The organism is Salmonella sp. SSDFZ69 (assembly GCF_004010755.1).
Lineage (GTDB): Bacteria > Pseudomonadota > Gammaproteobacteria > Enterobacterales > Enterobacteriaceae > Salmonella > Salmonella enterica.
The window spans coordinates 4,340,329-4,366,473 of record NZ_CP034831.1 but is presented as its reverse complement, the minus strand read 5'-3'; the positions used below and the strand labels follow the sequence as shown (position 1 = coordinate 4,366,473).

Genomic DNA, 26,145 nt, shown 5'->3' with positions numbered 1-26,145 from the left:
GCAGGACAGATGGGTCGACTTGTCAGCGAGCTGAGGAACCCTATGGTTTACTCCTATACCGAGAAAAAACGTATTCGTAAGGATTTTGGTAAACGTCCACAAGTTCTGGATGTACCTTATCTCCTTTCTATCCAGCTTGACTCGTTTCAGAAGTTTATCGAGCAAGATCCTGAAGGGCAGTACGGCCTGGAAGCAGCCTTCCGTTCCGTGTTCCCGATTCAGAGCTACAGCGGTAATTCCGAGCTGCAGTACGTCAGCTACCGCCTTGGCGAACCGGTGTTTGACGTTCAGGAATGTCAGATCCGTGGCGTGACCTATTCCGCACCGCTGCGCGTAAAACTGCGTCTGGTGATCTACGAGCGCGAAGCGCCGGAAGGCACCGTTAAAGACATTAAAGAACAAGAAGTCTACATGGGCGAAATTCCGCTCATGACCGACAACGGTACCTTTGTTATCAACGGTACTGAGCGTGTTATTGTTTCTCAGCTGCACCGTAGTCCGGGCGTCTTCTTTGACTCCGACAAAGGTAAAACCCACTCTTCGGGTAAAGTGCTGTATAACGCGCGCATCATTCCTTACCGTGGTTCCTGGCTGGACTTCGAATTCGATCCGAAGGACAACCTGTTCGTGCGTATCGACCGTCGCCGTAAACTGCCTGCGACCATCATCCTGCGTGCGCTGAACTACACCACTGAGCAGATCCTTGACCTGTTCTTTGAGAAAGTCGTCTTCGAAATTCGCGACAACAAGCTGCAGATGGAGCTGATTCCAGAACGTCTGCGCGGCGAAACCGCGTCGTTCGATATCGAAGCTAACGGCAAAGTGTACGTTGAAAAAGGCCGTCGCATTACCGCGCGTCACATCCGTCAGCTGGAAAAAGACGATATCAAGCATATCGAAGTTCCGGTTGAGTACATCGCAGGTAAAGTCGTCTCTAAAGACTACGTTGACGAATCCACTGGCGAGCTGATCTGCGCGGCGAACATGGAGCTGAGCCTGGATCTGCTGGCTAAGCTGAGCCAGTCCGGCCACAAACGTATCGAAACGCTGTTTACCAACGATCTGGACCACGGCCCGTACATTTCTGAAACGGTACGCGTCGACCCAACTAACGATCGTCTGAGCGCGCTGGTAGAAATCTACCGCATGATGCGCCCTGGTGAGCCGCCGACTCGTGAAGCGGCTGAAAGCCTGTTCGAGAACCTGTTCTTCTCCGAAGACCGCTATGACCTGTCTGCGGTGGGTCGTATGAAGTTCAACCGTTCTCTGCTGCGCGACGAAATCGAAGGTTCCGGTATCCTGAGCAAAGACGACATCATTGATGTCATGAAGAAGCTCATCGATATCCGTAACGGTAAAGGCGAAGTGGATGATATCGACCACCTCGGCAACCGTCGTATCCGTTCCGTCGGCGAAATGGCGGAAAACCAGTTCCGCGTTGGCCTGGTGCGTGTAGAGCGTGCGGTGAAAGAGCGTCTGTCTCTGGGCGATCTGGATACCCTGATGCCTCAGGATATGATCAACGCCAAGCCGATTTCCGCCGCAGTGAAAGAGTTCTTTGGTTCCAGCCAGCTGTCTCAGTTTATGGACCAGAACAACCCGCTGTCTGAGATTACGCACAAACGTCGTATCTCCGCACTCGGCCCAGGCGGTCTGACCCGCGAACGCGCAGGCTTCGAAGTTCGAGACGTACACCCGACGCACTACGGTCGCGTATGTCCTATCGAAACGCCGGAAGGTCCGAACATCGGTCTGATCAACTCCCTGTCCGTGTACGCACAGACTAACGAATATGGCTTCCTTGAGACGCCGTACCGTCGTGTGGTTGATGGCGTGGTCACTGACGAAATTCATTACCTGTCTGCTATCGAAGAAGGCAACTACGTTATCGCTCAGGCGAACTCCAACCTGGATGACGAAGGCCACTTTGTAGAAGATCTGGTGACCTGCCGTAGCAAAGGCGAATCCAGCTTGTTCAGCCGTGACCAGGTTGACTACATGGACGTTTCCACCCAGCAGGTGGTCTCCGTCGGTGCGTCCCTGATCCCGTTCCTGGAACACGATGACGCCAACCGTGCATTGATGGGTGCGAACATGCAACGTCAGGCGGTTCCGACTCTGCGCGCTGACAAGCCGCTGGTGGGTACCGGTATGGAACGTGCTGTCGCCGTCGACTCCGGTGTTACTGCAGTAGCTAAACGTGGCGGTACTGTTCAGTACGTGGATGCGTCCCGTATCGTTATCAAAGTTAACGAAGACGAGATGTACCCGGGCGAAGCGGGTATCGACATCTATAACCTGACCAAATACACCCGCTCTAACCAGAACACCTGTATCAACCAGATGCCATGTGTGTCTCTGGGCGAGCCGGTTGAACGCGGCGACGTGCTGGCAGACGGTCCGTCCACCGACCTCGGTGAACTGGCGCTCGGTCAGAACATGCGCGTGGCGTTCATGCCGTGGAACGGCTACAACTTCGAAGACTCCATCCTCGTTTCCGAGCGTGTTGTCCAGGAAGACCGTTTCACCACCATCCACATTCAGGAACTGGCGTGCGTGTCCCGTGACACCAAGCTGGGGCCGGAAGAGATCACCGCTGACATCCCGAACGTGGGTGAAGCTGCGCTCTCCAAACTGGATGAATCCGGTATCGTTTACATCGGCGCGGAAGTCACCGGCGGCGACATTCTGGTCGGTAAGGTGACGCCGAAAGGTGAAACCCAGCTGACGCCGGAAGAGAAACTGCTGCGTGCGATCTTCGGTGAGAAAGCGTCTGACGTTAAAGACTCTTCTCTGCGCGTACCTAACGGTGTCTCCGGTACGGTTATCGACGTTCAGGTCTTTACTCGCGATGGCGTAGAAAAAGACAAACGTGCTCTGGAAATCGAAGAGATGCAGCTCAAGCAGGCGAAAAAAGACCTGTCTGAAGAACTGCAGATCCTCGAAGCGGGCCTGTTTAGCCGTATCCGTGCGGTACTGGTGTCCGGCGGCGTTGAAGCTGAGAAGCTCGACAAACTGCCGCGCGACCGCTGGCTGGAACTCGGTCTGACCGACGAAGAGAAACAAAATCAGCTGGAACAACTGGCTGAGCAGTATGACGAACTGAAACACGAGTTCGAGAAAAAACTTGAAGCGAAGCGCCGTAAAATCACCCAGGGCGACGATCTGGCGCCGGGCGTGCTGAAGATCGTGAAGGTCTATCTGGCCGTTAAACGCCGTATCCAGCCGGGTGATAAGATGGCAGGTCGTCACGGTAACAAGGGTGTTATCTCTAAGATCAACCCGATCGAAGACATGCCTTACGATGAAAACGGCACGCCGGTCGACATCGTACTGAACCCGCTGGGCGTACCGTCTCGTATGAACATCGGTCAGATTCTGGAAACCCACCTGGGTATGGCTGCGAAAGGTATTGGCGACAAGATTAACGCCATGCTGAAACAGCAGCAGGAAGTCGCGAAACTGCGCGAATTCATCCAGCGTGCCTACGATCTGGGCGCCGACGTTCGTCAGAAAGTCGACCTGAGCACCTTCAGCGATGATGAAGTGCTGCGTCTGGCAGAAAACCTGCGTAAAGGTATGCCGATTGCCACACCAGTGTTTGACGGTGCGAAAGAAGCGGAAATCAAAGAGCTGCTGAAACTGGGCGACCTGCCGACCTCCGGTCAGATCACCCTGTTCGATGGCCGTACGGGTGAACAGTTCGAACGTCCGGTAACCGTCGGTTACATGTACATGCTGAAACTGAACCACCTGGTTGATGACAAGATGCATGCGCGTTCTACCGGTTCTTACAGCCTGGTTACTCAGCAGCCGCTGGGTGGTAAGGCGCAGTTCGGTGGTCAGCGCTTCGGGGAGATGGAAGTGTGGGCGCTGGAAGCTTACGGCGCCGCCTACACCCTGCAGGAAATGCTCACCGTTAAGTCTGATGACGTGAACGGTCGTACCAAGATGTATAAGAACATCGTGGACGGCAACCATCAGATGGAACCGGGTATGCCGGAATCCTTCAACGTTCTGTTGAAAGAGATCCGCTCGCTGGGCATCAACATCGAACTGGAAGACGAGTAATTCTCGCTCAAACAGGTCACTGGTGTCGGGGTAAAACCCGACACCAGATTGTGCTAACTCCGACGGGAGCAAATCCGTGAAAGATTTATTAAAGTTTCTGAAAGCGCAGACTAAAACCGAAGAGTTTGATGCGATCAAAATTGCTCTGGCTTCGCCAGACATGATCCGTTCATGGTCTTTCGGTGAAGTTAAAAAGCCGGAAACCATCAACTACCGTACGTTCAAACCTGAGCGTGACGGCCTTTTCTGCGCCCGTATCTTTGGGCCGGTAAAAGACTACGAGTGCCTGTGCGGTAAGTACAAGCGCCTGAAACATCGTGGTGTTATTTGTGAGAAGTGCGGCGTTGAAGTGACCCAGACCAAAGTACGCCGTGAGCGTATGGGCCACATCGAGCTAGCGTCCCCGACTGCTCACATCTGGTTCCTGAAATCGCTGCCGTCCCGTATCGGTCTGCTGCTCGATATGCCGCTGCGCGATATCGAACGCGTACTGTACTTCGAATCTTATGTGGTTATCGAAGGCGGTATGACCAACCTGGAACGTCAACAGATCCTGACTGAAGAGCAGTATCTGGACGCGCTGGAAGAGTTCGGTGACGAATTCGACGCGAAGATGGGTGCGGAAGCTATCCAGGCCCTGCTGAAGAGCATGGATCTGGAGCAAGAGTGTGAAACTCTGCGCGAAGAGCTGAACGAAACCAACTCCGAAACCAAGCGTAAGAAGCTGACCAAGCGTATCAAACTGCTGGAAGCCTTCGTACAGTCTGGCAACAAGCCAGAGTGGATGATCCTGACCGTTCTGCCGGTTCTGCCGCCAGATCTGCGTCCGCTGGTTCCGCTGGATGGTGGTCGTTTCGCGACTTCTGACCTGAACGATCTGTATCGTCGCGTCATTAACCGTAACAACCGTCTGAAGCGTCTGCTGGATCTGGCTGCGCCGGACATCATCGTACGTAACGAAAAACGTATGCTGCAGGAAGCGGTTGACGCCCTGCTGGATAACGGTCGTCGCGGTCGTGCGATCACCGGTTCTAACAAGCGTCCTCTGAAATCTTTGGCCGACATGATCAAAGGTAAACAAGGTCGTTTCCGTCAGAACCTGCTCGGTAAGCGTGTTGACTACTCCGGTCGTTCTGTAATCACCGTAGGTCCATACCTGCGTCTGCACCAGTGCGGTCTGCCGAAGAAAATGGCGCTGGAGCTGTTCAAACCGTTCATCTACGGCAAGCTGGAGTTGCGTGGCCTTGCCACCACCATCAAAGCCGCGAAGAAAATGGTTGAGCGCGAAGAAGCTGTCGTTTGGGATATCCTGGACGAAGTTATCCGCGAACACCCGGTACTGCTGAACCGTGCACCAACACTGCACCGTCTGGGTATCCAGGCCTTTGAACCGGTTCTGATCGAAGGTAAAGCTATCCAGCTGCACCCGCTGGTTTGTGCGGCATATAACGCCGACTTCGATGGTGACCAGATGGCTGTTCACGTACCGCTGACGCTGGAAGCCCAGCTCGAAGCGCGTGCGCTGATGATGTCTACCAACAACATCCTGTCTCCGGCGAACGGCGAACCTATCATCGTTCCGTCTCAGGACGTGGTATTGGGTCTGTACTACATGACCCGTGACTGTGTTAACGCCAAAGGCGAAGGCATGGTGCTGACTGGCCCGAAAGAAGCTGAGCGTATCTATCGCGCAGGTCTGGCCTCTCTGCATGCGCGCGTTAAAGTGCGTATCACTGAATATGAAAAAGATGAAAACGGCGAATTCGTTGCGCACACCAGCCTGAAAGACACGACCGTTGGTCGCGCCATTCTGTGGATGATCGTACCGAAAGGTCTGCCTTTCTCCATCGTCAACCAGGCGCTGGGCAAGAAAGCGATCTCCAAAATGCTGAACACTTGCTACCGTATTCTGGGCCTGAAACCGACCGTTATTTTTGCGGACCAGACGATGTACACCGGCTTTGCTTATGCAGCGCGTTCAGGTGCGTCCGTTGGTATTGATGACATGGTCATCCCGGAGAAAAAACACGAGATCATCTCTGAGGCGGAAGCTGAAGTTGCTGAGATCCAGGAGCAGTTCCAGTCTGGTCTGGTAACCGCTGGCGAACGCTATAACAAAGTTATCGATATCTGGGCTGCGGCGAACGATCGTGTATCTAAAGCGATGATGGATAACCTGCAAACCGAAACCGTGATTAACCGTGACGGCCAGGAAGAGCAGCAGGTTTCCTTCAACAGCATCTACATGATGGCCGACTCCGGTGCGCGTGGTTCTGCGGCACAGATTCGTCAGCTTGCTGGTATGCGTGGTCTGATGGCGAAGCCGGATGGCTCCATCATCGAAACGCCAATCACCGCGAACTTCCGTGAAGGTCTGAACGTACTCCAGTACTTCATCTCCACCCACGGTGCGCGTAAAGGTTTGGCGGATACCGCACTGAAAACCGCGAACTCCGGTTATCTGACCCGTCGTCTGGTTGACGTCGCGCAGGATCTGGTGGTGACCGAAGATGACTGTGGTACGCACGAAGGTATCCTGATGACCCCGGTTATCGAGGGTGGCGACGTGAAAGAGCCGCTGCGTGACCGCGTTCTGGGCCGTGTGACAGCAGAAGATGTGCTGAAACCGGGTACCGCGGACATTCTGGTTCCACGCAACACGCTGCTGCACGAACAGTGGTGTGACCTGCTGGAAGCAAACTCCGTTGACGCCGTTAAAGTGCGTTCCGTTGTATCCTGCGACACCGACTTTGGTGTATGTGCGCACTGCTATGGTCGTGACCTGGCGCGTGGCCACATCATCAACAAAGGTGAAGCTATCGGCGTTATCGCGGCACAGTCCATCGGTGAACCGGGTACACAGCTGACGATGCGTACGTTCCACATCGGTGGTGCGGCATCGCGTGCGGCTGCTGAATCCAGCATCCAGGTTAAGAACAAAGGTAGCATCAAGCTCAGCAACGTGAAGTCGGTTGTGAACTCCAGCGGTAAACTGGTTATCACTTCCCGTAACACCGAACTGAAGCTGATCGACGAATTCGGTCGTACCAAAGAGAGCTATAAAGTGCCTTATGGCGCTGTCATGGCGAAAGGTGATGGCGAGCAGGTTGCCGGCGGCGAAACCGTGGCAAACTGGGACCCGCACACCATGCCGGTTATCACTGAAGTGAGTGGTTTCATCCGCTTCACTGACATGATCGACGGTCAGACCATTACGCGTCAGACCGACGAACTGACCGGTTTGTCTTCGCTGGTGGTTCTGGATTCGGCTGAACGTACTACCGGTGGTAAAGATCTGCGTCCGGCGCTGAAAATCGTTGATGCTCAGGGTAATGACGTTCTGATCCCGGGTACCGATATGCCTGCGCAGTACTTCCTGCCGGGTAAAGCGATTGTACAGCTGGAAGATGGCGTACAGATTAGTTCTGGTGACACCCTGGCGCGTATTCCGCAGGAATCCGGCGGTACCAAGGATATTACCGGTGGTCTGCCGCGCGTTGCGGATCTGTTCGAAGCGCGTCGTCCGAAAGAACCGGCAATCCTTGCTGAAATCGCAGGTATCGTTTCCTTCGGTAAAGAAACCAAAGGCAAACGTCGTCTGGTGATTACGCCGGTTGATGGTAGTGACCCGTACGAAGAGATGATTCCGAAATGGCGTCAGCTCAACGTGTTCGAAGGTGAACGTGTAGAACGTGGTGATGTGATTTCCGATGGTCCGGAAGCGCCGCACGACATTCTGCGTCTGCGTGGCGTTCATGCTGTGACGCGTTACATTGTTAACGAAGTTCAGGATGTATACCGTCTGCAGGGCGTTAAGATTAACGATAAACACATCGAAGTTATCGTTCGTCAGATGCTGCGTAAAGCGACCATCGAAAGCGCCGGTAGTTCCGACTTCCTGGAAGGCGAACAGGTTGAATACTCTCGCGTCAAGATCGCTAACCGCGAGCTGGAAGCGAACGGCAAAGTGGGGGCTACCTTCTCCCGCGATCTGCTGGGTATCACCAAAGCGTCTCTGGCAACCGAATCGTTCATCTCTGCCGCATCGTTCCAGGAGACCACGCGTGTCCTGACCGAAGCAGCCGTTGCGGGTAAACGCGACGAGCTGCGCGGCCTGAAAGAGAACGTTATCGTGGGTCGTCTGATTCCGGCCGGTACCGGTTACGCGTACCACCAGGATCGTATGCGCCGTCGCGCCGCGGGCGAGCAGCCAGCAACACCGCAGGTCACTGCGGAAGATGCATCTGCCAGCCTGGCAGAACTGCTGAACGCAGGTCTGGGCGGTTCTGATAACGAGTAATCGTTAAATGGTGGAGGGGTATTTGTCCCTCCACCAGCTTCATGCTGGATGCCGAATTCCGGGTCGCTTGCCTACAAGGAAAGAAAATGCCAGCGATTATTTCATTAATCTATTTAATGTTTAGTCTTTTGGTATTTACAAAAAAGATAACCATTTCAAACGTTCTGTCCGCTTTTTTATTGTTTCTATCGTTATATATACTTCACCATAAATCATTACTTATATTTATTTATTGTCTTATTATTATTGTCGCCACCGTTATTCTTCTTCGAGTCAAAATCAGCGCGGATAAAAAATCCGTATTTTATTTTTCAATGCCATGCTGGCTCTTGATTTTATCTGTAATTATAAATTTAATGAATAAATGAATTATTTTTTTATGACTCTTGTTTCTCGTATTATTGGTGAAAACTCACTATCACTGGTTATATGAATAAATTGTCCAGTTTTTGCGTTATATTTTGCCATCGCACAGGGAAGACTATTACCGCCGTTAGCCATAACAAATTTTGCTTTTGTATTACGATAAAGATTGACGCCAGGAATGGGGTCCTGACCGAATGTATAAGGCGTTGGGACAATTACATTATGTTTGTTTGAGAACCACTTTGCTAAAATCCCGTCAACGCCATCAACCAGCGTAATAAAAGTAGAGAATCCACAATACTCAAAATTGAATTTTTTTACCATTGGGTTTCTTTTTTTTTGTAACATTAAATCCAAATGTGACTTTAAATTTATCCCATAAATCTAAGTTATTAAAGTCTATTGGCTCGCCATTATAAAATACCTGCTGTTAATACATTAAATGATAAACCTGTTTTATTGGTTGTTTACGCGGGAAATTTTAAATCATTAAATGAAGCATTTAATTCCATTAAGGTCTTTGTTTTACCTTATTACAGGAATTATAAATATGATGTCATTTCTGGAATAAAAATAAAGTTAACAAGCTATTTATTTAATTGCTCACTAGTAGGGTATTTATGTATCCACCGGTTAATGCTTAATTTAGCATCTTTTAGCTGACAGCGATTGCAACGCTAAAAAACATGTGCTAATAATCATCATGTAAAATATGTAATGAAGTAAGCATGGAGCATTTAATTGTTATGATCCCACCATTAAATAGATATGTTCCCGCGCTTTCAAAAAATGAATTGGTTAAAACTGTTACCGACAGGGACATTCAGTTTACAAGTTTTAATGGAAAAGATTATCCCTTGTGCTTTTTAGATGAGAAAACCCCTCTTCTTTTCCAGTGGTTTGAGCGGAATCCTGCTCGCTTTGGGAAAAATGATATACCTATAATTAACACAGAGAAAAACCCCTACCTTAACAATATCATTAAAGCAGCAACAATTGAAAAAGAACGTCTTATAGGTATTTTTGTAGATGGTGATTTTTTTCCAGGACAAAAGGATGCTTTTTCAAAACTTGAGTATGACTATGAAAACATAAAAGTCATATATAGAAATGATATTGACTTTAGCATGTACGATAAAAAATTATCAGAAATTTATATGGAAAATATTTCTAAGCAAGAGTCCATGCCAGAAGAAAAAAGGGATTATCATTTACTGCAGCTATTAAAAAAAGAATTGAGTGATATTCAAGAGGGTAATGATTCATTAATTAAATCTTACTTACTGGATAAAGGCTATGGATGGTTTGATTTTTACAGGAATATGGCTATGTTAAAGGCTGGTCAGTTATTTTTGGAGGCGGATAAGGTTGGGTGTTATGATTTATCAACAAATAGTGGGTGTATATATCTCGATGCTGATATGATTATCACGGAAAAACTGGGGGGTATATATATTCCGGATGGAATCGCTGTTCATGTAGAAAGGATAGATGGCCGTGCTTCTATGGAGAACGGGATAATAGCTGTTGATCGCAATAACCACCCGGCTTTACTTGCTGGATTGGAAATAATGCATACTAAATTTGATGCTGATCCCTATTCCGATGGTGTATGTAATGGAATTAGAAAACATTTTAATTATTCTTTAAATGAAGATTATAATTCTTTTTGCGATTTTATTGAGTTTAAGCATGATAACATTATAATGAATACCAGTCAGTTTACGCAAAGTTCATGGGCGAGGCATGTGCAGTAGTGGAAATGGCAATAATCATGCTATTGAATACATAAAATATTGGCATAAACTATCAAGTTTCGGCGAAAAAATATTTGATGCTCAGTTTTCTCTACTACAGCCAACTTTAAAATCGCAGTGCTGTTCAGAACGGACATAAAAAAACGGGAGGTCGATAACAATCTCCCGTTTTTCGCATTACGTACTCGTTCGTGAAATATTAATGCGTTTACATACGGGTTCACCGCATTTGCGAAGCGCGCCCCAGCCAACTGTCCCAGTCTTTCCACACGGGCTGTAACCCTTGCGCGCTTAACGCGCTTGCTACGGTTTCAGGCCGACGGGCATCGTGGGGAGAAAACTGCTCAAGTTCCGGATGATTATCCGCATACCCACCGGGCTGCGTTTTCGAGAAGGCGCTGACGTTGTTGATCGCCAGCGGGATCACGTTATCGCGAAACCACGGCGATTCGCGGGTGGAGAGTGATAATTCAATTTCCGGTGCCAATAACCGGAAAGCGCAAATCGTTTGCACCAGTTGCTTTTCATCCATCACAGATGTGGGTTCCACACCGCCAGTACACGGACGCAGGCGCGGGAAAGAGATAGAGTAGCGGCTTTGCCAGTACTGTTTTTGCATCCACAACAGATGTTCCGCCACCATATAGCAATCAACCCGCCAGCTGTCGGAAAGCCCGATTAGCGCGCCTAAACCAATTTTATCGATCCCCGCGCGTCCCAGTCTGTCTGGCGTCTCCAGCCGCCAGAAGAAGTCTTGCTTTTTGCCCCGTAAATGGTGCTGAGCGTATACCGGTTCGTGATAGGTCTCCTGATACACCATCACGCCATCCAGCCCCAGCGTCTTCAGCTCGGCATACTCCTCGGTCGCCAGCGGCTGCACTTCCATATGCAGCGAGGAAAACTGGCGACGAATGGCCGGTAAATGTCGGCGAAAATAGTCCATGCCGACTTTGGCCTGATGTTCGCCGGTGACTAACAGCAGATGCTCAAAACCCAACTCACGGATAGCATCGCACTCCCTTTGAATATCCACATCATCCAGCGTCTTACGCTTGATGCGGTTGCTCATTGAGAAGCCGCAGTAGGTGCAGTCGTTGGCACAGAGGTTTGAGAGATAAAGCGGCACGTAGAAACTGACGGTGTTGCCAAAGCGTTGTCGGGTCAGCCTTTGTGCCCGCTGCGCCATCGGTTCCAGATAATCGGCGGCGGCGGGGGAGAGCAACGCCATCAAATCGTCCCGGCTAAGATGCGCGGCGTTCAGTGCGCGCTCCACGTCGGCGGCAGTTTTACCGTTGATGCGCAGGCGAATATCGTCCCACTCCAGTTGCCGCCAACGGTCGCTGAAAGTTTTCATGCCAGGGCCTCCAGAAATCCGGTGAGCGGGCTGGTGGCGCTGGCGTAGGTGCTACGATTACCCGGCACCGCCTGACGCGCCAGTAATCCGGCTTCCACCGCCAGACGGAAAGCGGTTGCCATCATCACCGGATCGTCCGCCACGGCAATAGCGGTGTTAACCAGCACCGCATCAGCGCCCATTTCCAGCGCTTGAGCGGCGTGGCTGGGCACGCCAATGCCCGCATCAACCACCACCGGTACGGTGGACTGCTGGATAATAATCTCCAGCATCGCTTTGGTTTCCAGCCCTTGATTCGAACCGATAGGCGCGCCAAGCGGCATCACCGCCGCGCAGCCGACCTCTTCCAGCCGCTTGCACAACACCGGATCCGCGCCGCAGTAGGGCAGCACTACAAAACCCTGCTTCACCAGCGCCTCGGCGGCTTTTAGCGTTTCGATCGGATCCGGCAGCAGCCAGCGGGCGTCCGGATGGATTTCTAATTTCAGCCAGTGGGTTCCCAGCGCTTCGCGCGCCAGTTGGGCGGCGAAGATTGCCTCTTCGGCGGTTTTCGCCCCGGAGGTATTGGGCAGCAGCGTGACGCCCGCTTCAATCAGCGGCGCCAGGATAGCGTCGTTGTGCTGACGTAAATCCACGCGCTTCATCGCCAGCGTCACCAACTGGCTGCCGGAAGCGCGAATTGCCTCGACCATCAGTTGCGATGAGGCAAACTTCCCGGTGCCGGTGAACAGATGTGAATTAAACGCTTTGTCGGCAATACGTAACATCTCAACCTCCTGCTATAACGTGAAAAAGCAGGATCTGGTCGCCTTCCTGCACGATTTGCTGCTGCCACTGCTCGCGCGGCAGGATCTGCTGATTGAGCGCCAGAGCCGCGCCCGGTTTAAGCTGATTAAGCGTAGCGAGCAGCCCGCTGACGGTTTGCCCTTCGGCGCACTGCATCGGCTCGTCATTGAATTGAATTTGCATGTCGCCCTCCGCATACCGGACAGCCGCTGGCGCGACGCAGCGCGAGGCTGCGCCACTGGCTGGTTTTGCCGTCAAACAGGCGTAGCTCTCCGCTGGGCGTCTCAATACCGCTGAGTAATTTAATCGCCTCCAGCGCCTGCAAAGTACCCATTACGCCAACAACCGGTCCGACGATACCGGCGGTACGGCAGTTGCGTTCAGGCTCGACATCGTCCGGCCACAGGCAGCGGTAACAGCCTTGTTCCCACGGTGGCGTGAGGACCATTAGTTGGCCGCCAAAGCCGACGGCGCTGGCGGAAATTAACGGAGTGTTGAGCGCCACGCAGGCGGCGTTAATTTCCTGGCGCGTGGCCATGTTATCGGTACAGTCGAGAACCACATCGGCGCGAGCTACCGCATGCCGCAGTGCCTCGCCTTTTAGTCGCTGCTGGAGTGATACCAGTTCGATATCCGGGTTGAGCTGTGTCAGGCGCTGCTGGGCAACCTGAGATTTTGAACGCGCGATATCGTCGGTGGTGAACAGAATCTGGCGCTGCAAATTGCTCAGATGAATGTCGTCATCGTCTACCAGCGTCAGTTTGCCGATGCCTGCTCCCGCCAGATACAGCGCGGCGGGTGAACCTAACCCGCCTAAACCTACGATCAGTACATGACTCGCGAGCAGCTTTTGCTGGCCTTCAATGGCGATATCGCCGAGCAGGATTTGCCGGCTGTAGCGCATAAAGTCACGGTCATTCATCGCCGACTCCCGCGATTGCCAGCAGTTGTGCGGTGGCTTCACGCCAGTCTGCCGCTTGGGTAATGGCGCTAACCACAGCCACGCTGCCGACGCCGGTCGCCAGCACCGCCGGAGCGCGTTCAAGGCTGATGCCGCCGATCGCGACGGTCGGGTAATCCGCCAGACGTTCAATATGACTGGCCAGCTGCGCCAGCCCCTGCGGGGCGGAAGGCATCTGCTTGGTTTGCGTGGGGAAGACATGACCCAGCGCGATATAAGAAGGCTTAGCGGCCAGCGCGACGTCTATCTCCATATCATCGTGGGTCGATACGCCCAGGCGTAAGCCCGCCGCCTGAATCGCTTTCAGGTCGGTGGTTTCAAGGTCTTCCTGGCCGAGATGCACGCCGTAAGCGCGGTGCTTAATTGCCAGACGCCAGTAATCGTTGATAAACAGGCGGGCGTCATAACGACGCCCCAGTGCGATGGCGGCGATAACGTCGGCTTCCACCTCTTCATCGCGTTTATCTTTGATACGCAACTGGATCGTGCGCACGCCTGCCTCCAGCAGGCGCTCAATCCATGCAACGCTGTCCACCACCGGGTAAAGCCCGAGGCGGAACGGCACGGTCGGGAAATCAGGCTGATACATCAGGCTTCCTCCCGTTTGAGATAAATTTCGCCGCCTTTGGCGCGGAAGTTTTCCGACATATCCGCCATGCCGACTTCAATGGTTTGTGCGGCGGCGTAGTCGCGGACCTCCTGGCTGATTTTCATCGAGCAGAACTTCGGCCCGCACATGGAACAGAAGTGGGCGACCTTGCCGGATTCCTGCGGCAGGGTTTCATCGTGATAAGCGCGGGCGGTGAACGGGTCGAGCGCGAGGTTAAACTGATCTTCCCAGCGGAATTCGAAGCGCGCTTTCGACATGGCGTTATCGCGGATCTGCGCGCCCGGATGGCCTTTGGCTAAATCCGCTGCGTGGGCGGCTATCTTGTAGGTGATCAGCCCCTGCTTCACATCTTCTTTGTTCGGCAGGCCGAGGTGTTCTTTCGGCGTCACGTAACACAGCATCGCGCAGCCAAACCAGCCGATCATCGCGGCGCCAATGCCGGAGGTGAAGTGGTCATAGCCCGGCGCGATGTCGGTGGTCAACGGCCCCAAAGTGTAGAACGGCGCTTCGTGGCAGCTCTCCAGCTCTTCGGTCATGTTGCGCTGAATCATATGCATGGGTACATGACCCGGGCCTTCAATCATCACCTGCACGTCGTATTCCCAGGCGATTTTGGTCAGCTCGCCCAGCGTATGCAGCTCGGAGAACTGCGCTTCGTCGTTGGCGTCCTGAATGGAGCCGGGGCGCAGGCCGTCGCCCAACGACAGGGAAACGTCGTAGGCGGCGCAGATTTCGCAGATCTCGCGGAAATGTTCGAACAGGAAGTTCTCTTTGTGATGCGAGAGGCACCACTTCGCCATGATCGAACCGCCGCGCGAGACAATCCCGGTCAGGCGTTTGGCGGTCATCGGCACGTAACGCAGCAGCACGCCCGCGTGAATGGTGAAGTAGTCGACGCCCTGTTCTGCCTGCTCCAGCAGCGTGTCGCGGAACGCTTCCCAGGTAAGATCTTCGGCGATCCCGTTGACCTTCTCCAGCGCCTGGTAGATCGGGACGGTGCCGATCGGTACCGGGCTGTTACGCAGGATCCACTCGCGGGTTTCATGAATATAGCGGCCGGTGGAGAGGTCCATCACCGTATCCGCGCCCCAGCGGGTCGACCAGACCAGTTTTTCCACCTCTTCTTCGATGGAGGAGGTGACCGCCGAGTTGCCGATGTTGGCATTCACTTTGACCAGGAAGTTGCGGCCGATAATCATCGGCTCCGATTCCGGGTGGTTGATGTTGGCGGGAATAATCGCGCGGCCCGCGGCGACTTCATCACGCACGAATTCCGGCGTAATGTTTTCCGGCAGGCGCGCGCTAAAGCTCATCCCCGGATGCTGGTGGCGCAGCACTTCACTGCGAATGCGCTCGCGGCCCATATTTTCACGGATGGCGATGAACTCCATTTCGGGAGTGACGATCCCCTGGCGGGCATAATGAAGTTGCGTCACGCGGTGTCCGGCTTTGGCGCGTTTTGGCGTTAACAGACCGGTAAAGCGTAATGCGTCAAGCCCTCCATCTGTCAAGCGTTCGCGGGTATAGGCAGAACTGCGGTCAGCAAGCGTTTCTACATCAGCCCGCGCTTCAATCCATGGCTGGCGCAGTTTCGCCAGACCCTGCTGGACGTTAATCGCCACCTCAGGATCGCCATAGGGGCCGGAGGTGTCGTACACCGGCACGGCTTCGTTCTCTTCAAACTGCGGGTTGTCTTTACTGCCGCCGATGAGCGCCGGGCTCAGTTGAATTTCACGCATCGGTACGCGAATATCATGCTGCGAACCGGTCACGTAGATGCGTTTCGAGTTGGGAAAGGCAGTCCCTTCCAGCGTATCGATAAAATGCTGGGCTTTAGCGCGCTGCTCGCGGCGGGTTAACGTTGTTGTAGACATAGCTCATTCCAAAAAATTAAGGACGTGGCTTGTCAGACGACGGATGGAGTAATGGATGTGCGCCGCCCGTAAAGGCAGCAGCATAAAGCAGAATTACTCTTGTTCCCTTCGCAGGTATTAACCTGATCAGGTTCCGCGGATCCCGAATTAACGGTCTCAGCCTTTTCCACTTCATCCTTCGCGCTGCCTCTTCGTTGGCTTCGTCCGCTCACTCCAGTCACTTACTTATATAAGCTCCTGGAGATTCACCGACTTGCCGCCTTGACGCATCACGAACGCTTTTGTGGAAAATTAGCACTCCGACAAGATAACCGCCCCTCCGAAGAGGGGGCTGAAGTAAACTACCTGTTACTCGCGCAGAACTCAAGCGGGACGTTTGACTCTGGCGCCGTCGTGCATCGCGTCAAACACCAGCATAATCAGCTTGTCTTCCAGCACAAAGCGGGCTTCCAGCGCTTCGCCGATATCTGACAGAGCTTGTTGAAATTCGAGACAATTATCGTGATCGATGGCAGTTTCCAGGCTGGTGTCGTAATAATCCATAATGCGCTGCGTATTATCTTCCAGCAGCGGCCAGATTTTTGCCGCATGTAAAAGCTGACCGTTTCCTTCCAATTTATGGAGAATACGTTCATAAATACTGAAGTGCCCGGCGGAAAGGTAATCGACCAGGCTCTGACAAAAATCATCCAGCGCTTTTTCATTCAGCCGCATGTACGATTCTTTGCCAGGCTTAATGCCAACCAGATTGTAGTAAGCCACGAGCAGGTGCTTACGTACATCCAGCCAGCGATCGACCAGTTTGTTGCTTCCGCCAACGCGCTCCGTCAGGTTTTCCAGCTGGTTTAGCATGATTGTCTCCGCAAGTTAGATAAAGGCTGCTCGCCATGAATGTAAAAATAATGTTAACAACATGCCAGTGAAGCAAAGGTAGTGCAATAGCTATGGATCGTATAATTGAAAAATTAGAGAGTGGCTGGTGGATCGTCAGCCATGAACAAAAATTATGGTTGCCGTATGGGGAATTACCACACGGGCTGGCGGCAAATTTCGATCTTGTGGGGCAGCGCGCACTCCGGATAGGTGAATGGCAAGGCGAGCCCGTCTGGCTGGTGTTACAGCATCGACGCCATGATATGGGATCGGTTCGCCAGGTTATCGATCAGGATGCCGGGCTGTTCCAACTGGCGGGACGTGGCGTACAGTTGGCGGAGTTTTACCGATCGCATAAATTTTGCGGCTATTGCGGGCACCCTATGCACCCGAGTAAAACCGAATGGGCGATGCTGTGCAGCCATTGCCGCGAGCGTTACTACCCGCAAATCGCCCCCTGCATTATTGTTGCCATTCGCCGTGAGGATTCTATTCTACTTGCCCGGCACGTTCGCCACCGCAACGGCGTGCATACCGTGCTGGCCGGGTTTGTTGAAGTCGGCGAAACCTTAGAACAGGCGGTCGCGCGTGAAGTGATGGAGGAGAGCGGGATTAAGGTGAAAAATCTGCGCTATGTGACTTCCCAGCCGTGGCCTTTCCCGCAGTCGCTGATGACTGCTTTCATGGCGGAGTATGACAGCGGCGAGATTGTCATCGACCCGAAAGAGCTGTTGGAAGCAAATTGGTACCGTTATGACGATCTGCCGCTACTGCCGCCGCCGGGCACCGTCGCGCGCCGTTTGATCGAAGATACGGTGGCAATGTGTCGGGCTGAATATGATTGACATGTTACACTGGGCGCATCAACGCTAAAGGAATGTAAAAATGACCGAACTCAAAAACGATCGTTATCTACGTGCGCTGCTGCGCCAGCCCGTTGATGTTACGCCAGTGTGGATGATGCGCCAGGCGGGCCGTTATCTACCGGAGTACAAAGCCACTCGCGCTCAGGCGGGCGATTTTATGTCGCTGTGCAAAAATGCCGAACTGGCCTGCGAGGTCACTTTACAGCCGCTGCGCCGTTATCCGCTTGATGCGGCGATCCTTTTCTCGGATATCCTGACGATTCCGGACGCGATGGGCCTGGGGCTCTATTTTGAAGCCGGGGAAGGCCCGCGCTTTACGGCTCCTGTCACCTGCAAAGCCGATGTCGATAAGCTGCCCATTCCCGATCCGGAGGATGAACTGGGCTACGTGATGAATGCGGTACGCACGATTCGCCGCGAACTAAAAGGCGAGGTTCCTCTGATCGGCTTCTCCGGCAGCCCGTGGACGCTGGCGACTTACATGGTGGAAGGCGGCAGTAGCAAAGCCTTCACGGTGATTAAAAAGATGATGTACGCTGACCCGCAGGCGTTGCATCTGCTGCTGGATAAGTTGGCGAAAAGCGTCACGCTGTACCTCAACGCGCAGATTAAAGCGGGTGCGCAGTCGGTGATGATTTTCGATACCTGGGGCGGCGTGCTGACTGGCCGCGATTACCAGCAATTCTCCCTCTACTACATGCATAAAATCGTCGATGGCCTGCTGCGTGAAAACGACGGTCGCCGCGTGCCGGTAACGCTGTTCACTAAAGGTGGCGGTCAGTGGCTGGAGGCGATGGCGGAAACCGGCTGCGACGCGCTGGGTCTCGACTGGACGACAGATATCGCCGATGCGCGCCGTCGCGTTGGCCATAAAGTGGCGCTGCAGGGCAATATGGACCCCTCGATGCTGTATGCGCCGCCGGCACGGATCGAAGACGAAGTAGCGACTATACTTGCTGGTTTCGGTCAGGGAGAAGGGCACGTCTTTAACCTTGGACATGGCATCCATCAGGATGTGCCGCCAGAACATGCTGGCGCATTTGTGGAGGCAGTGCACCGACTTTCTGCGCAGTATCACAACTAAGGAGTTAGTATGGATCTCGCGTCGCTACGCGCTCAACAGATAGAACTTGCTTCATCGGTTTGCCGCGAAGATCGCCTGGACAAAGATCCGCCAGCGTTTATCGGCGGGGCGGACGTCGGTTTTGAGCAGGGGGGCGAGGTGACGCGGGCGGCGATGGTATTGCTGAAATATCCGTCGCTTGAACTGGTCGAGTACAAGGTGGCGCGTATTGCCACCACCATGCCGTATATCCCCGGCTTTCTCTCTTTTCGTGAATATCCTGCTCTGCTGGCGGCGTGGGAACAGCTCTCGCAAAAGCCCGATTTGCTGTTTGTGGACGGTCACGGTATTTCGCATCCGCGTCGGCTTGGCGTCGCCAGTCATTTTGGACTGTTGGTGGACGTGCCGACCATCGGCGTAGCGAAAAAACGGCTATGCGGTAAATTTGAGCCACTTTCCACCGAACCTGGCGCACTTAGCCCCTTAATGGATAAAGGCGAGCAACTGGCGTGGGTATGGCGCAGCAAGGCGCGCTGTAATCCGCTGTTTATCGCGACGGGGCACCGGGTCAGTACTGACAGCGCGCTGGCGTGGGTACAGCGCTGTATGAAAGGGTATCGCCTGCCGGAGCCGACGCGCTGGGCGGATGCCGTCGCTTCCGGACGTCCGGCGTTTGTTCGTTGGCAAGAAATTCAGCGCTGATTCAGGTAAACTGCCGCTAATTTCCGATTCGAGATTCCATCATGTTACAAAACCCGATTCATTTGCGTCTGGAGCGGCTGGAAAGCTGGCAGCACGTTACCTTTATGGCCTGCTTGTGCGAGCGCATGTACCCGAACTACGCCATGTTTTGCAAGCAGACGGAATTCGGCGACGGACAGATCTACCGTCGCATTCTGGATCTGATCTGGGAAACCCTGACGGTGAAAGATGCAAAGGTCAATTTCGATAGCCAACTGGAGAAGTTTGAAGAGGCAATTCCGGCAGCTGACGACTATGATCTGTACGGCGTTTACCCGGCGATTGATGCCTGCGTCGCATTAAGCGAATTAATGCATTCTCGCCTTAGCGGCGAAACGCTGGAACACGCTATTGAGGTTAGTAAGACTTCCATTACTACGGTAGCGATGTTGGAAATGACTCAGGCTGGTCGGGAAATGACCGATGAGGAGCTCAAAACGAACCCTGCCGTTGAACAGGAATGGGATATTCAGTGGGAAATATTCCGACTTTTAGCCGACTGCGAAGAACGCGATATTGAACTGATAAAAGGGCTCAGGGCAGACCTGCGCGAGGCTGGTGAGAGCAATATCGGTATAAATTTTCAGCAATGACACCAGAAAACGTGATTTAACGTCTGATTTGTCGTGCCATAAGGCTTCCCTTATGCCCCCCGTCTGGTCTACATTTGGGAGGCGAAAAAAAGTGGCTATCGGTGCGTGTATGCAGGAGAGTGCTTTTCTGGCATTTCCGTCGCACTCGATGCTTAGCAAGCGATAAACACATTGTAAGGATAACTTATGAACAAGACTCAACTGATTGATGTAATTGCAGACAAAGCAGAACTGTCCAAAACCCAGGCTAAAGCTGCTCTGGAATCCACTCTGGCTGCTATTACTGAGTCTCTGAAAGAAGGCGATGCTGTACAACTGGTTGGTTTCGGTACCTTCAAAGTGAACCACCGTGCTGAGCGCACTGGCCGTAACCCACAGACCGGTAAAGAAATCAAAATCGCCGCCGCTAACGTACCGGCGTTTGTTTCTGGTAAAGCTCTGAAAGACGCAGTTAAGTAAGACGCGTAGCTGTGAACAGTTTTATCGAAGGGGCTCGTCAGCCCCTTTTGTCTGTCTGGCGTCGCGCGTTTCTGTTTTCTGGCGCGCTGTTGCTGACTGCCTGCAGTCATAACGCTTCACCGCCTCCGTTTACTGCCAGCGGCTTTGCCGGCGATCACGGCGCGGTGCGTATCTGGCGTAAAGATACGAACGATGAAGTCCATCTGCTTTCTGTTTTTAGCCCGTGGCATAGCGGCAGCACGACGACCAGCGAATATCGTTGGCAGGGTGATACGCTTTCGCTTATTGAACTCAATATTTACAGCAAACCGCCAGAACATATTCGCGCGCGTTTCGACGCTCATGGCGAACTCAGTTTTATGCAGCGTGAAGTCGGGGGGCAGAAGCAGCAGCTTTCCAACGATCAGATTGCCTTGTATCGTTATCGCGCCGAACAAATCCGTCAGACCAGCGACGCCTTGCGCCTGGGGCGGGTCATACTACGCCAGGGACGCTGGCACGCCGACCATACGGTAACCACCTGTGAAGGTGAAACGCTGAAACCGGATCTGGATTCCTGGGCAATAAGCCACATTGAGCGCCGCCAGAACCACTCATCGGTAGAGGTGAGCGTAGCATGGCTGGAGGCGCCGGAAGGATCGCAACTTTTGCTGGTGGCGAATTCAGATTTCTGTCACTGGCAGCCGCAAGCGAAAACCTTTTGATGGAATACCGAATGGCGAAGCCGCCATTCGGCAAACATGCTTTACCAGTTTCCCATACCCATATGACCGCCGCCGCGATGATAACCGCCGCCATAGCCGCCGCAACCGCCATAGCCCATTCCTGCGCCGCGTGGTATGCCAGCCTGCGCCATCGCGACATCCCGTTTCACGCGTTGCTCATCTAACTTCTGGCCTAATGACTCCATCTCTTTGGCAACCGCGTTAATTTTCGCAGTATCCGGCGAACTGGCGGTCAGTAGCGCGTTGTATTCATAACGTTTGGATATCAGTTGCTGGCGCAGCGCGCTGGTCTGCGTATAGTAATCATCATAAATCTTCTGCGCCGTCGCCTGCTGTTCCGTAGTTAACGGGCTACCTCCCTGTTGCCACATACCGTCATTGTTGCCCCAGTGGTGCCCGGCGAAGGCGGCGCCGGAGCTCAGGGCCAAAAGAGAGAGGGCAATTAGCGCGATAGCTGATTTATTGTTCCGTTTCATTTTGCGTTCTCCTGTTGCTCATCTTATCCTCTCTCTTGCATCTTCCGTGCCAGGTAACTATTCCTTGTCGGGCAGCGAGTTAACCCGCTTCAGGCGGCAAAAAGCGAGTAAAAATGACTCGCATAACCCGCCTGGCGAGTCATTTTTACCCATCCGTATCCGAAAGGGTGTGCGACAACGCGCGGTTATGCGGAGCGAAGAATGGCATGATCTCTGCTTAAGTAAGGAAAATAAAAACGAGCCGGGGAAGCCTGTGAGTTTTATACGATTACATAAAGATGCCGCTGCAACGTGGTTGAGTCGGCTGTTACCTGCGGCGATCTTCATTCTGGTGGGGCTATTTTCCATTATGGTCATTCGCGACTATGGCCGTGAGAGCGCTGCCGCCAGGCAGACGCTGCTGGAAAAGGGAAATGTACTCATTCGCGCTCTGGAGTCCGGCACGCGAGTAGGTATGGGAATGCGGATGCATCACGCGCAGCAGCAGACATTGCTGGAAGAGATGGCGGGTCAGCCAGGCGTGTTGTGGTTCGCCGTAACGGATGCGCAGGGGGTAATCATCACTCATAGCAACCCTGGCATGGTGGGCAAATCGCTCTATTCCGCATCTGAAATGCATCAACTAAACCCCGGGCCGCAGGAGCGTTGGCGGCGTGTCGACGTTGCTGCTAACGGCGAGACGGTGCCTGCGCTGGAAATTTACCGTCAGTTCCAGCCGCTTTTCGGTATGAGAGGTCACGGTATGAGGGGGCACGGCATGGCGCGTAGCGCCAATGACGACGAACCAGCGAAACAAACTATTTTTATTGCCTTTGACGCCAGCGAGCTGGCCGCGACACAGGCAAGGGAGTGGCGTAATACGCTGATTGTTTTGTCTGCGTTAGCGGCGGTGCTGTTGGCAACGTTACTGGCGTTTTTTTGGCATCAGCGTTATCAGCGCTCACACAGAGAACTGCTTGATGCAATGAAGCGTAAAGAAAAGCTGGTGGCGATGGGGCATCTGGCGGCGGGCGTCGCGCACGAAATTCGTAACCCGCTCTCGTCCATCAAAGGGCTGGCGAAATACTTTGCCGAGCGCACGCCTGCCGGCGGCGAGTCGCATGAACTGGCGCAGGTGATGGCCAAAGAGGCCGACCGTTTGAACCGGGTGGTAAGCGAATTGCTCGAACTGGTAAAGCCCGCGCATCTGACGCTCCAGACGGTTAACCTCAATGATATTATTACCCACTCCCTGAATCTGGTCAGTCAGGATGCCCAAAGCAGAGAGATTCAGTTGAGATTCACGGCGAATGAGACGCTTAAGCGTATTCAGGCTGACCCGGACAGGCTGACTCAGGTGCTGTTGAATCTGTACCTGAACGCTATTCATGCGATTGGCCGCCAGGGAACGATTACCGTAGAGGCAAAAGAAAGTGGGACCGACCGCGTTATCATCACTGTTACCGATAGCGGGAAAGGGATCGCCCCGGATCAGCTGGAGGCGATTTTTACACCTTATTTTACGACCAAAGCTGACGGGACAGGCCTGGGGCTGGCGGTGGTGCAAAATATCATCGAACAGCATGGCGGCGCGATTAAGGTGAAAAGTATTGAGGGTAAAGGCGCGGTCTTTACTATCTGGTTGCCAGTGATAGCGAGACAACAGGATTAACAAGGGTGATACGCGGAAAAATCGATATTCTGGTTGTGGATGATGATGTAAGCCACTGCACGATTTTACAGGCGCTGCTTCGGGGCTGGGGCTATAACGTCGCTCTGGCCTACAGTGGGCATGATGCGTTGGCTCAGGTGCGTGAGAAAGTCTTTGATCTGGTACTGTGCGATGTGCGTATGGCGGAGATGGACGGTATCGCCACGCTGAAAGAGATTAAAGCGCTCAACCCCGCCATTCCGATTTTGATTATGACAGCATTCTCCAGCGTGGAAACGGCGGTAGAGGCGTTGAAAGCCGGCGCGCTCGACTATTTAATTAAACCGCTGGATTTTGACCGTCTGCAGGAGACGCTGGAAAAGGCGTTGGCGCATACGCGGGAAACGGGCGCTGAATTGCCATCGGCGTCGGCTGCGCAATTTGGCATGATTGGCAGCAGTCCGGCGATGCAACATTTACTGAATGAAATCGCGATGGTCGCACCATCAGACGCCACGGTATTGATTCACGGAGACTCCGGCACGGGTAAAGAGCTGGTGGCGCGGGCGCTACACGCCTGTAGCGCCAGGAGCGATAAACCGCTGGTCACGCTCAACTGCGCGGCGCTTAATGAATCGCTGCTGGAGTCTGAGCTGTTCGGCCACGAAAAAGGCGCGTTTACCGGCGCGGATAAACGTCGGGAGGGACGCTTTGTCGAAGCTGACGGCGGGACATTGTTTCTTGATGAAATCGGCGATATCTCGCCGTTAATGCAGGTACGTTTGCTGCGGGCGATTCAGGAGCGCGAAGTGCAACGCGTGGGAAGTAACCAGACGATATCTGTGGATGTTCGGTTAATTGCCGCTACCCACCGCGATCTGGCGGAAGAGGTGAGTGCTGGTCGTTTTCGCCAGGATCTCTATTACCGCCTGAATGTGGTGGCGATTGAAATGCCTTCTTTGCGCCAGCGTCGGGAAGATATTCCGCTACTGGCAGACCATTTTCTGCGGCGTTTTGCCGAACGTAACCGAAAAGCGGTGAAGGGGTTTACGCCGCAGGCGATGGATCTGCTGATCCACTACGACTGGCCGGGCAATATCCGTGAGCTGGAAAACGCTATCGAGCGGGCGGTGGTGTTGCTGACGGGAGAATACATTTCTGAACGCGAATTGCCTCTCGCTATTGCCGCGACGCCGATAAAAACGGAATACAGCGCCGAAATCCAACCGTTGGTCGATGTGGAGAAAGAGGTGATTCTGGCGGCGCTGGAAAAAACGGGCGGCAATAAAACGGAAGCCGCCCGTCAATTGGGCATTACGCGCAAAACGCTGCTGGCTAAACTCAGCCGTTAGTTCTGTTCACGCTCGATGGCGCGCCAGCCGATGTCGTTACGGCTGAAGCTGCCGTCCCAGCGGATGTCGGTCATCAGGGCGTAAGCGCGTTTCTGCGCTTCGGCCACGGTGTGGCCCAGCGCGGTGGCGCACAGGACGCGTCCGCCGCTGGTCAACACGCGGTCGTCATCGGCGAGTTTGGTGCCAGCGTGGAAGACTTTGCCGTCAGTGGAGGATTCCAGCGGCAGGCCGTGGATCTCATCGCCAGTGTTGTAGCTGCCCGGATAACCGCCCGCGGCGATCACCACGCCTAATGAAGCGCGTTCGTCCCACTCGGAGGTTTTCTCATCCAGCTTGCCGTCGCAGGCGGCCAGGCAAAGATCCACCAGATCCGACTTCATGCGTAGCATGATCGGCTGGGTTTCCGGATCGCCGAAGCGGCAGTTGAACTCGATAACTTTCGGGTTGCCCTGCTTGTCGATCATCAGACCCGCATACAGGAAGCCGGTGTACGTGTTACCTTCTGCTGCCATGCCTTTCACGGTTGGCCAGATGATGCGTTCCATGGTGCGCTGGTGCACTTCATCAGTCACCACCGGCGCCGGTGAGTAGGCCCCCATACCGCCGGTATTCGGGCCGGTATCGCCATTGCCCACGCGTTTGTGGTCCTGGCTGGTGGCCATCGGCAGAACGTGCTCGCCGTCGACCATCACGATAAAGCTCGCTTCTTCGCCGTCGAGGAACTCTTCAATCACGATGCGGTGGCCCGCGTCGCCAAAGGCGTTGCCTGCCAGCATGTCATGAACGGCGGCTTCGGCTTCTTCCAGCGTCATCGCCACGATAACGCCTTTGCCCGCAGCCAGACCATCGGCCTTGATGACGATCGGCGCGCCTTTCTCACGCAGATAAGCCAGGGCAGGCTCAATCTCGGTGAAATTCTGGTATTCCGCCGTCGGAATCTGGTGACGAGCGAGGAAATCTTTGGTGAACGCTTTGGAGCCTTCCAGTTGCGCGGCCCCTTCGGTTGGGCCAAAGATCTTCAGACCAGCGGCGCGGAATGCATCGACCACGCCAATCACCAGCGGCGCTTCCGGGCCGACGATGGTCAGATCGATCTTCTCGTTCTGGGCAAAGTTCAGCAGTGCCGGAATATCGGTGACGCCGATAGCCACGTTCTGCAACGCTGGCTCCAGCGCGGTACCGGCGTTACCCGGTGCGACAAAAACGGTATCAACCAGCGGCGACTGTGCGGCTTTCCAGGCCAGCGCGTGTTCGCGCCCGCCGTTACCAATGACTAAAACTTTCATCG

General features: G+C 53.7%; 22 protein-coding genes and 1 riboswitch. Of the genes, 12 read left to right on the top strand and 10 right to left on the bottom strand.

What is annotated here, in order from left to right:
• The first annotated feature begins 42 nt into the window (after window positions 1–42).
• The 3 genes from rpoB (at window position 43) to EOS98_RS21555 (ending at window position 8,739) form a co-directional block, all read left to right on the top strand.
• Entirely contained in the window at window positions 43–4,071 is a 4,029-nt protein-coding gene (gene rpoB / locus EOS98_RS21565) for a DNA-directed RNA polymerase subunit beta (RefSeq protein ID WP_000263105.1), read from the top strand.
• A gap of 76 nt (window positions 4,072–4,147) precedes the next feature.
• Window positions 4,148–8,371 (top strand): DNA-directed RNA polymerase subunit beta', encoded by a 4,224-nt coding sequence (gene rpoC / locus EOS98_RS21560; protein WP_000653965.1) that lies wholly within the window; start codon window positions 4,148–4,150, stop codon window positions 8,369–8,371.
• A gap of 41 nt (window positions 8,372–8,412) precedes the next feature.
• The gene (locus EOS98_RS21555; RefSeq protein WP_077905253.1) at window positions 8,413–8,739 is read left to right on the top strand and encodes a hypothetical protein; all 327 of its coding nucleotides are present in this window, start codon (window positions 8,413–8,415) and stop codon (window positions 8,737–8,739) included.
• Window position 8,740: 1 nt separating this feature from the next.
• Here EOS98_RS21555 and EOS98_RS21550 read toward each other — a convergent pair whose 3' ends face one another.
• The gene (locus tag EOS98_RS21550) at window positions 8,741–9,085 is read right to left on the bottom strand and encodes a cytoplasmic protein (protein ID WP_127821205.1); all 345 of its coding nucleotides are present in this window, start codon (window positions 9,083–9,085) and stop codon (window positions 8,741–8,743) included.
• Between the two features lie 380 nt (window positions 9,086–9,465).
• Here EOS98_RS21550 and EOS98_RS21540 point away from each other — a divergent pair, with 380 nt between their 5' ends.
• Entirely contained in the window at window positions 9,466–10,494 is a 1,029-nt protein-coding gene (locus EOS98_RS21540; protein ID WP_000400592.1) for a type III secretion system effector arginine glycosyltransferase SseK1, read from the top strand.
• A gap of 220 nt (window positions 10,495–10,714) precedes the next feature.
• Here EOS98_RS21540 and thiH read toward each other — a convergent pair whose 3' ends face one another.
• The 7 genes from thiH to rsd all read right to left on the bottom strand — a co-directional run bounded on the left by thiH (window position 10,715) and on the right by rsd (window position 16,931).
• Entirely contained in the window at window positions 10,715–11,848 is a 1,134-nt protein-coding gene (gene thiH / locus EOS98_RS21535) for a 2-iminoacetate synthase ThiH (protein WP_126524381.1), read from the bottom strand.
• Window positions 11,845–12,615 (bottom strand): thiazole synthase, encoded by a 771-nt coding sequence (thiG, locus tag EOS98_RS21530; RefSeq protein WP_080193793.1) that lies wholly within the window; start codon window positions 12,613–12,615, stop codon window positions 11,845–11,847. The genes thiH and thiG overlap by 4 nt, the downstream gene beginning before the upstream one ends.
• Window position 12,616: 1 nt before the next feature.
• Window positions 12,617–12,817, bottom strand: coding sequence for a sulfur carrier protein ThiS (thiS, locus tag EOS98_RS21525; RefSeq protein ID WP_001166839.1), 201 nt, complete (start codon window positions 12,815–12,817; stop codon window positions 12,617–12,619).
• Window positions 12,798–13,556, bottom strand: coding sequence for a thiazole biosynthesis adenylyltransferase ThiF (thiF, locus tag EOS98_RS21520; protein ID WP_126524380.1), 759 nt, complete (start codon window positions 13,554–13,556; stop codon window positions 12,798–12,800). Before thiF ends, thiS begins: the two co-directional genes overlap by 20 nt.
• Window positions 13,549–14,184 carry a thiamine phosphate synthase gene (gene thiE / locus EOS98_RS21515; protein WP_001650856.1) on the bottom strand — a complete coding sequence of 212 codons (636 nt, stop codon included), beginning with the start codon at window positions 14,182–14,184 and terminating at the stop codon, window positions 13,549–13,551. The genes thiF and thiE overlap by 8 nt, the downstream gene beginning before the upstream one ends.
• A complete protein-coding gene (gene thiC, locus EOS98_RS21510; protein WP_126524379.1) occupies window positions 14,184–16,079 on the bottom strand; it encodes a phosphomethylpyrimidine synthase ThiC in 1,896 nt (631 codons plus the stop codon). The genes thiE and thiC overlap by 1 nt, the downstream gene beginning before the upstream one ends.
• A gap of 85 nt (window positions 16,080–16,164) precedes the next feature.
• A riboswitch (TPP riboswitch) is annotated at window positions 16,165–16,328 on the bottom strand.
• A 114-nt stretch (window positions 16,329–16,442) separates the two neighbouring features.
• Window positions 16,443–16,931, bottom strand: a complete 489-nt coding sequence (gene rsd, locus EOS98_RS21505; protein WP_000934315.1) for a sigma D regulator — start codon at window positions 16,929–16,931, stop codon at window positions 16,443–16,445.
• 92 nt (window positions 16,932–17,023) lie between these two features.
• Between rsd and nudC the strand changes: the two genes are divergently transcribed.
• The 6 genes from nudC to EOS98_RS21475 all read left to right on the top strand — a co-directional run bounded on the left by nudC (window position 17,024) and on the right by EOS98_RS21475 (window position 21,378).
• The gene (nudC, locus tag EOS98_RS21500) at window positions 17,024–17,797 is read left to right on the top strand and encodes an NAD(+) diphosphatase (protein WP_000373960.1); all 774 of its coding nucleotides are present in this window, start codon (window positions 17,024–17,026) and stop codon (window positions 17,795–17,797) included.
• Between the two features lie 40 nt (window positions 17,798–17,837).
• Window positions 17,838–18,902 (top strand): uroporphyrinogen decarboxylase, encoded by a 1,065-nt coding sequence (gene hemE / locus EOS98_RS21495; protein WP_000137619.1) that lies wholly within the window; start codon window positions 17,838–17,840, stop codon window positions 18,900–18,902.
• 9 nt (window positions 18,903–18,911) lie between these two features.
• Complete coding sequence (gene nfi / locus EOS98_RS21490) at window positions 18,912–19,583, top strand: deoxyribonuclease V (RefSeq protein ID WP_000362363.1); 672 nt, start codon at window positions 18,912–18,914, stop codon at window positions 19,581–19,583.
• Between the two features lie 41 nt (window positions 19,584–19,624).
• Window positions 19,625–20,215 carry a YjaG family protein gene (locus tag EOS98_RS21485; protein ID WP_000940092.1) on the top strand — a complete coding sequence of 197 codons (591 nt, stop codon included), beginning with the start codon at window positions 19,625–19,627 and terminating at the stop codon, window positions 20,213–20,215.
• A 186-nt stretch (window positions 20,216–20,401) separates the two neighbouring features.
• Entirely contained in the window at window positions 20,402–20,674 is a 273-nt protein-coding gene (hupA, locus tag EOS98_RS21480) for a nucleoid-associated protein HU-alpha (protein ID WP_001044509.1), read from the top strand.
• Window positions 20,675–20,685: 11 nt separating this feature from the next.
• The gene (locus tag EOS98_RS21475; RefSeq protein ID WP_001083931.1) at window positions 20,686–21,378 is read left to right on the top strand and encodes a DUF1481 domain-containing protein; all 693 of its coding nucleotides are present in this window, start codon (window positions 20,686–20,688) and stop codon (window positions 21,376–21,378) included.
• A gap of 41 nt (window positions 21,379–21,419) precedes the next feature.
• Here the strand turns inward: EOS98_RS21475 and zraP are convergent, their stop codons facing one another.
• Window positions 21,420–21,875 (bottom strand): zinc resistance sensor/chaperone ZraP, encoded by a 456-nt coding sequence (gene zraP, locus EOS98_RS21470; protein WP_000828129.1) that lies wholly within the window; start codon window positions 21,873–21,875, stop codon window positions 21,420–21,422.
• A gap of 253 nt (window positions 21,876–22,128) precedes the next feature.
• On the opposite strand from zraP, the gene zraS reads away from it, so the two are divergent.
• Window positions 22,129–23,526: a two-component system sensor histidine kinase ZraS gene (gene zraS, locus EOS98_RS21465; protein ID WP_020437385.1), complete on the top strand. Its 1,398-nt coding sequence runs from the start codon at window positions 22,129–22,131 to the stop codon at window positions 23,524–23,526.
• A 5-nt stretch (window positions 23,527–23,531) separates the two neighbouring features.
• Window positions 23,532–24,857 carry a sigma-54-dependent response regulator transcription factor ZraR gene (gene zraR, locus EOS98_RS21460; protein WP_000617927.1) on the top strand — a complete coding sequence of 442 codons (1,326 nt, stop codon included), beginning with the start codon at window positions 23,532–23,534 and terminating at the stop codon, window positions 24,855–24,857.
• Here the strand turns inward: zraR and purD are convergent.
• Window positions 24,854–26,143, bottom strand: a complete 1,290-nt coding sequence (gene purD, locus EOS98_RS21455; protein ID WP_023201766.1) for a phosphoribosylamine--glycine ligase — start codon at window positions 26,141–26,143, stop codon at window positions 24,854–24,856. The two genes, zraR and purD, sit on opposite strands and share 4 nt — an antisense overlap.
• Window positions 26,144–26,145 lie beyond the last annotated feature (2 nt).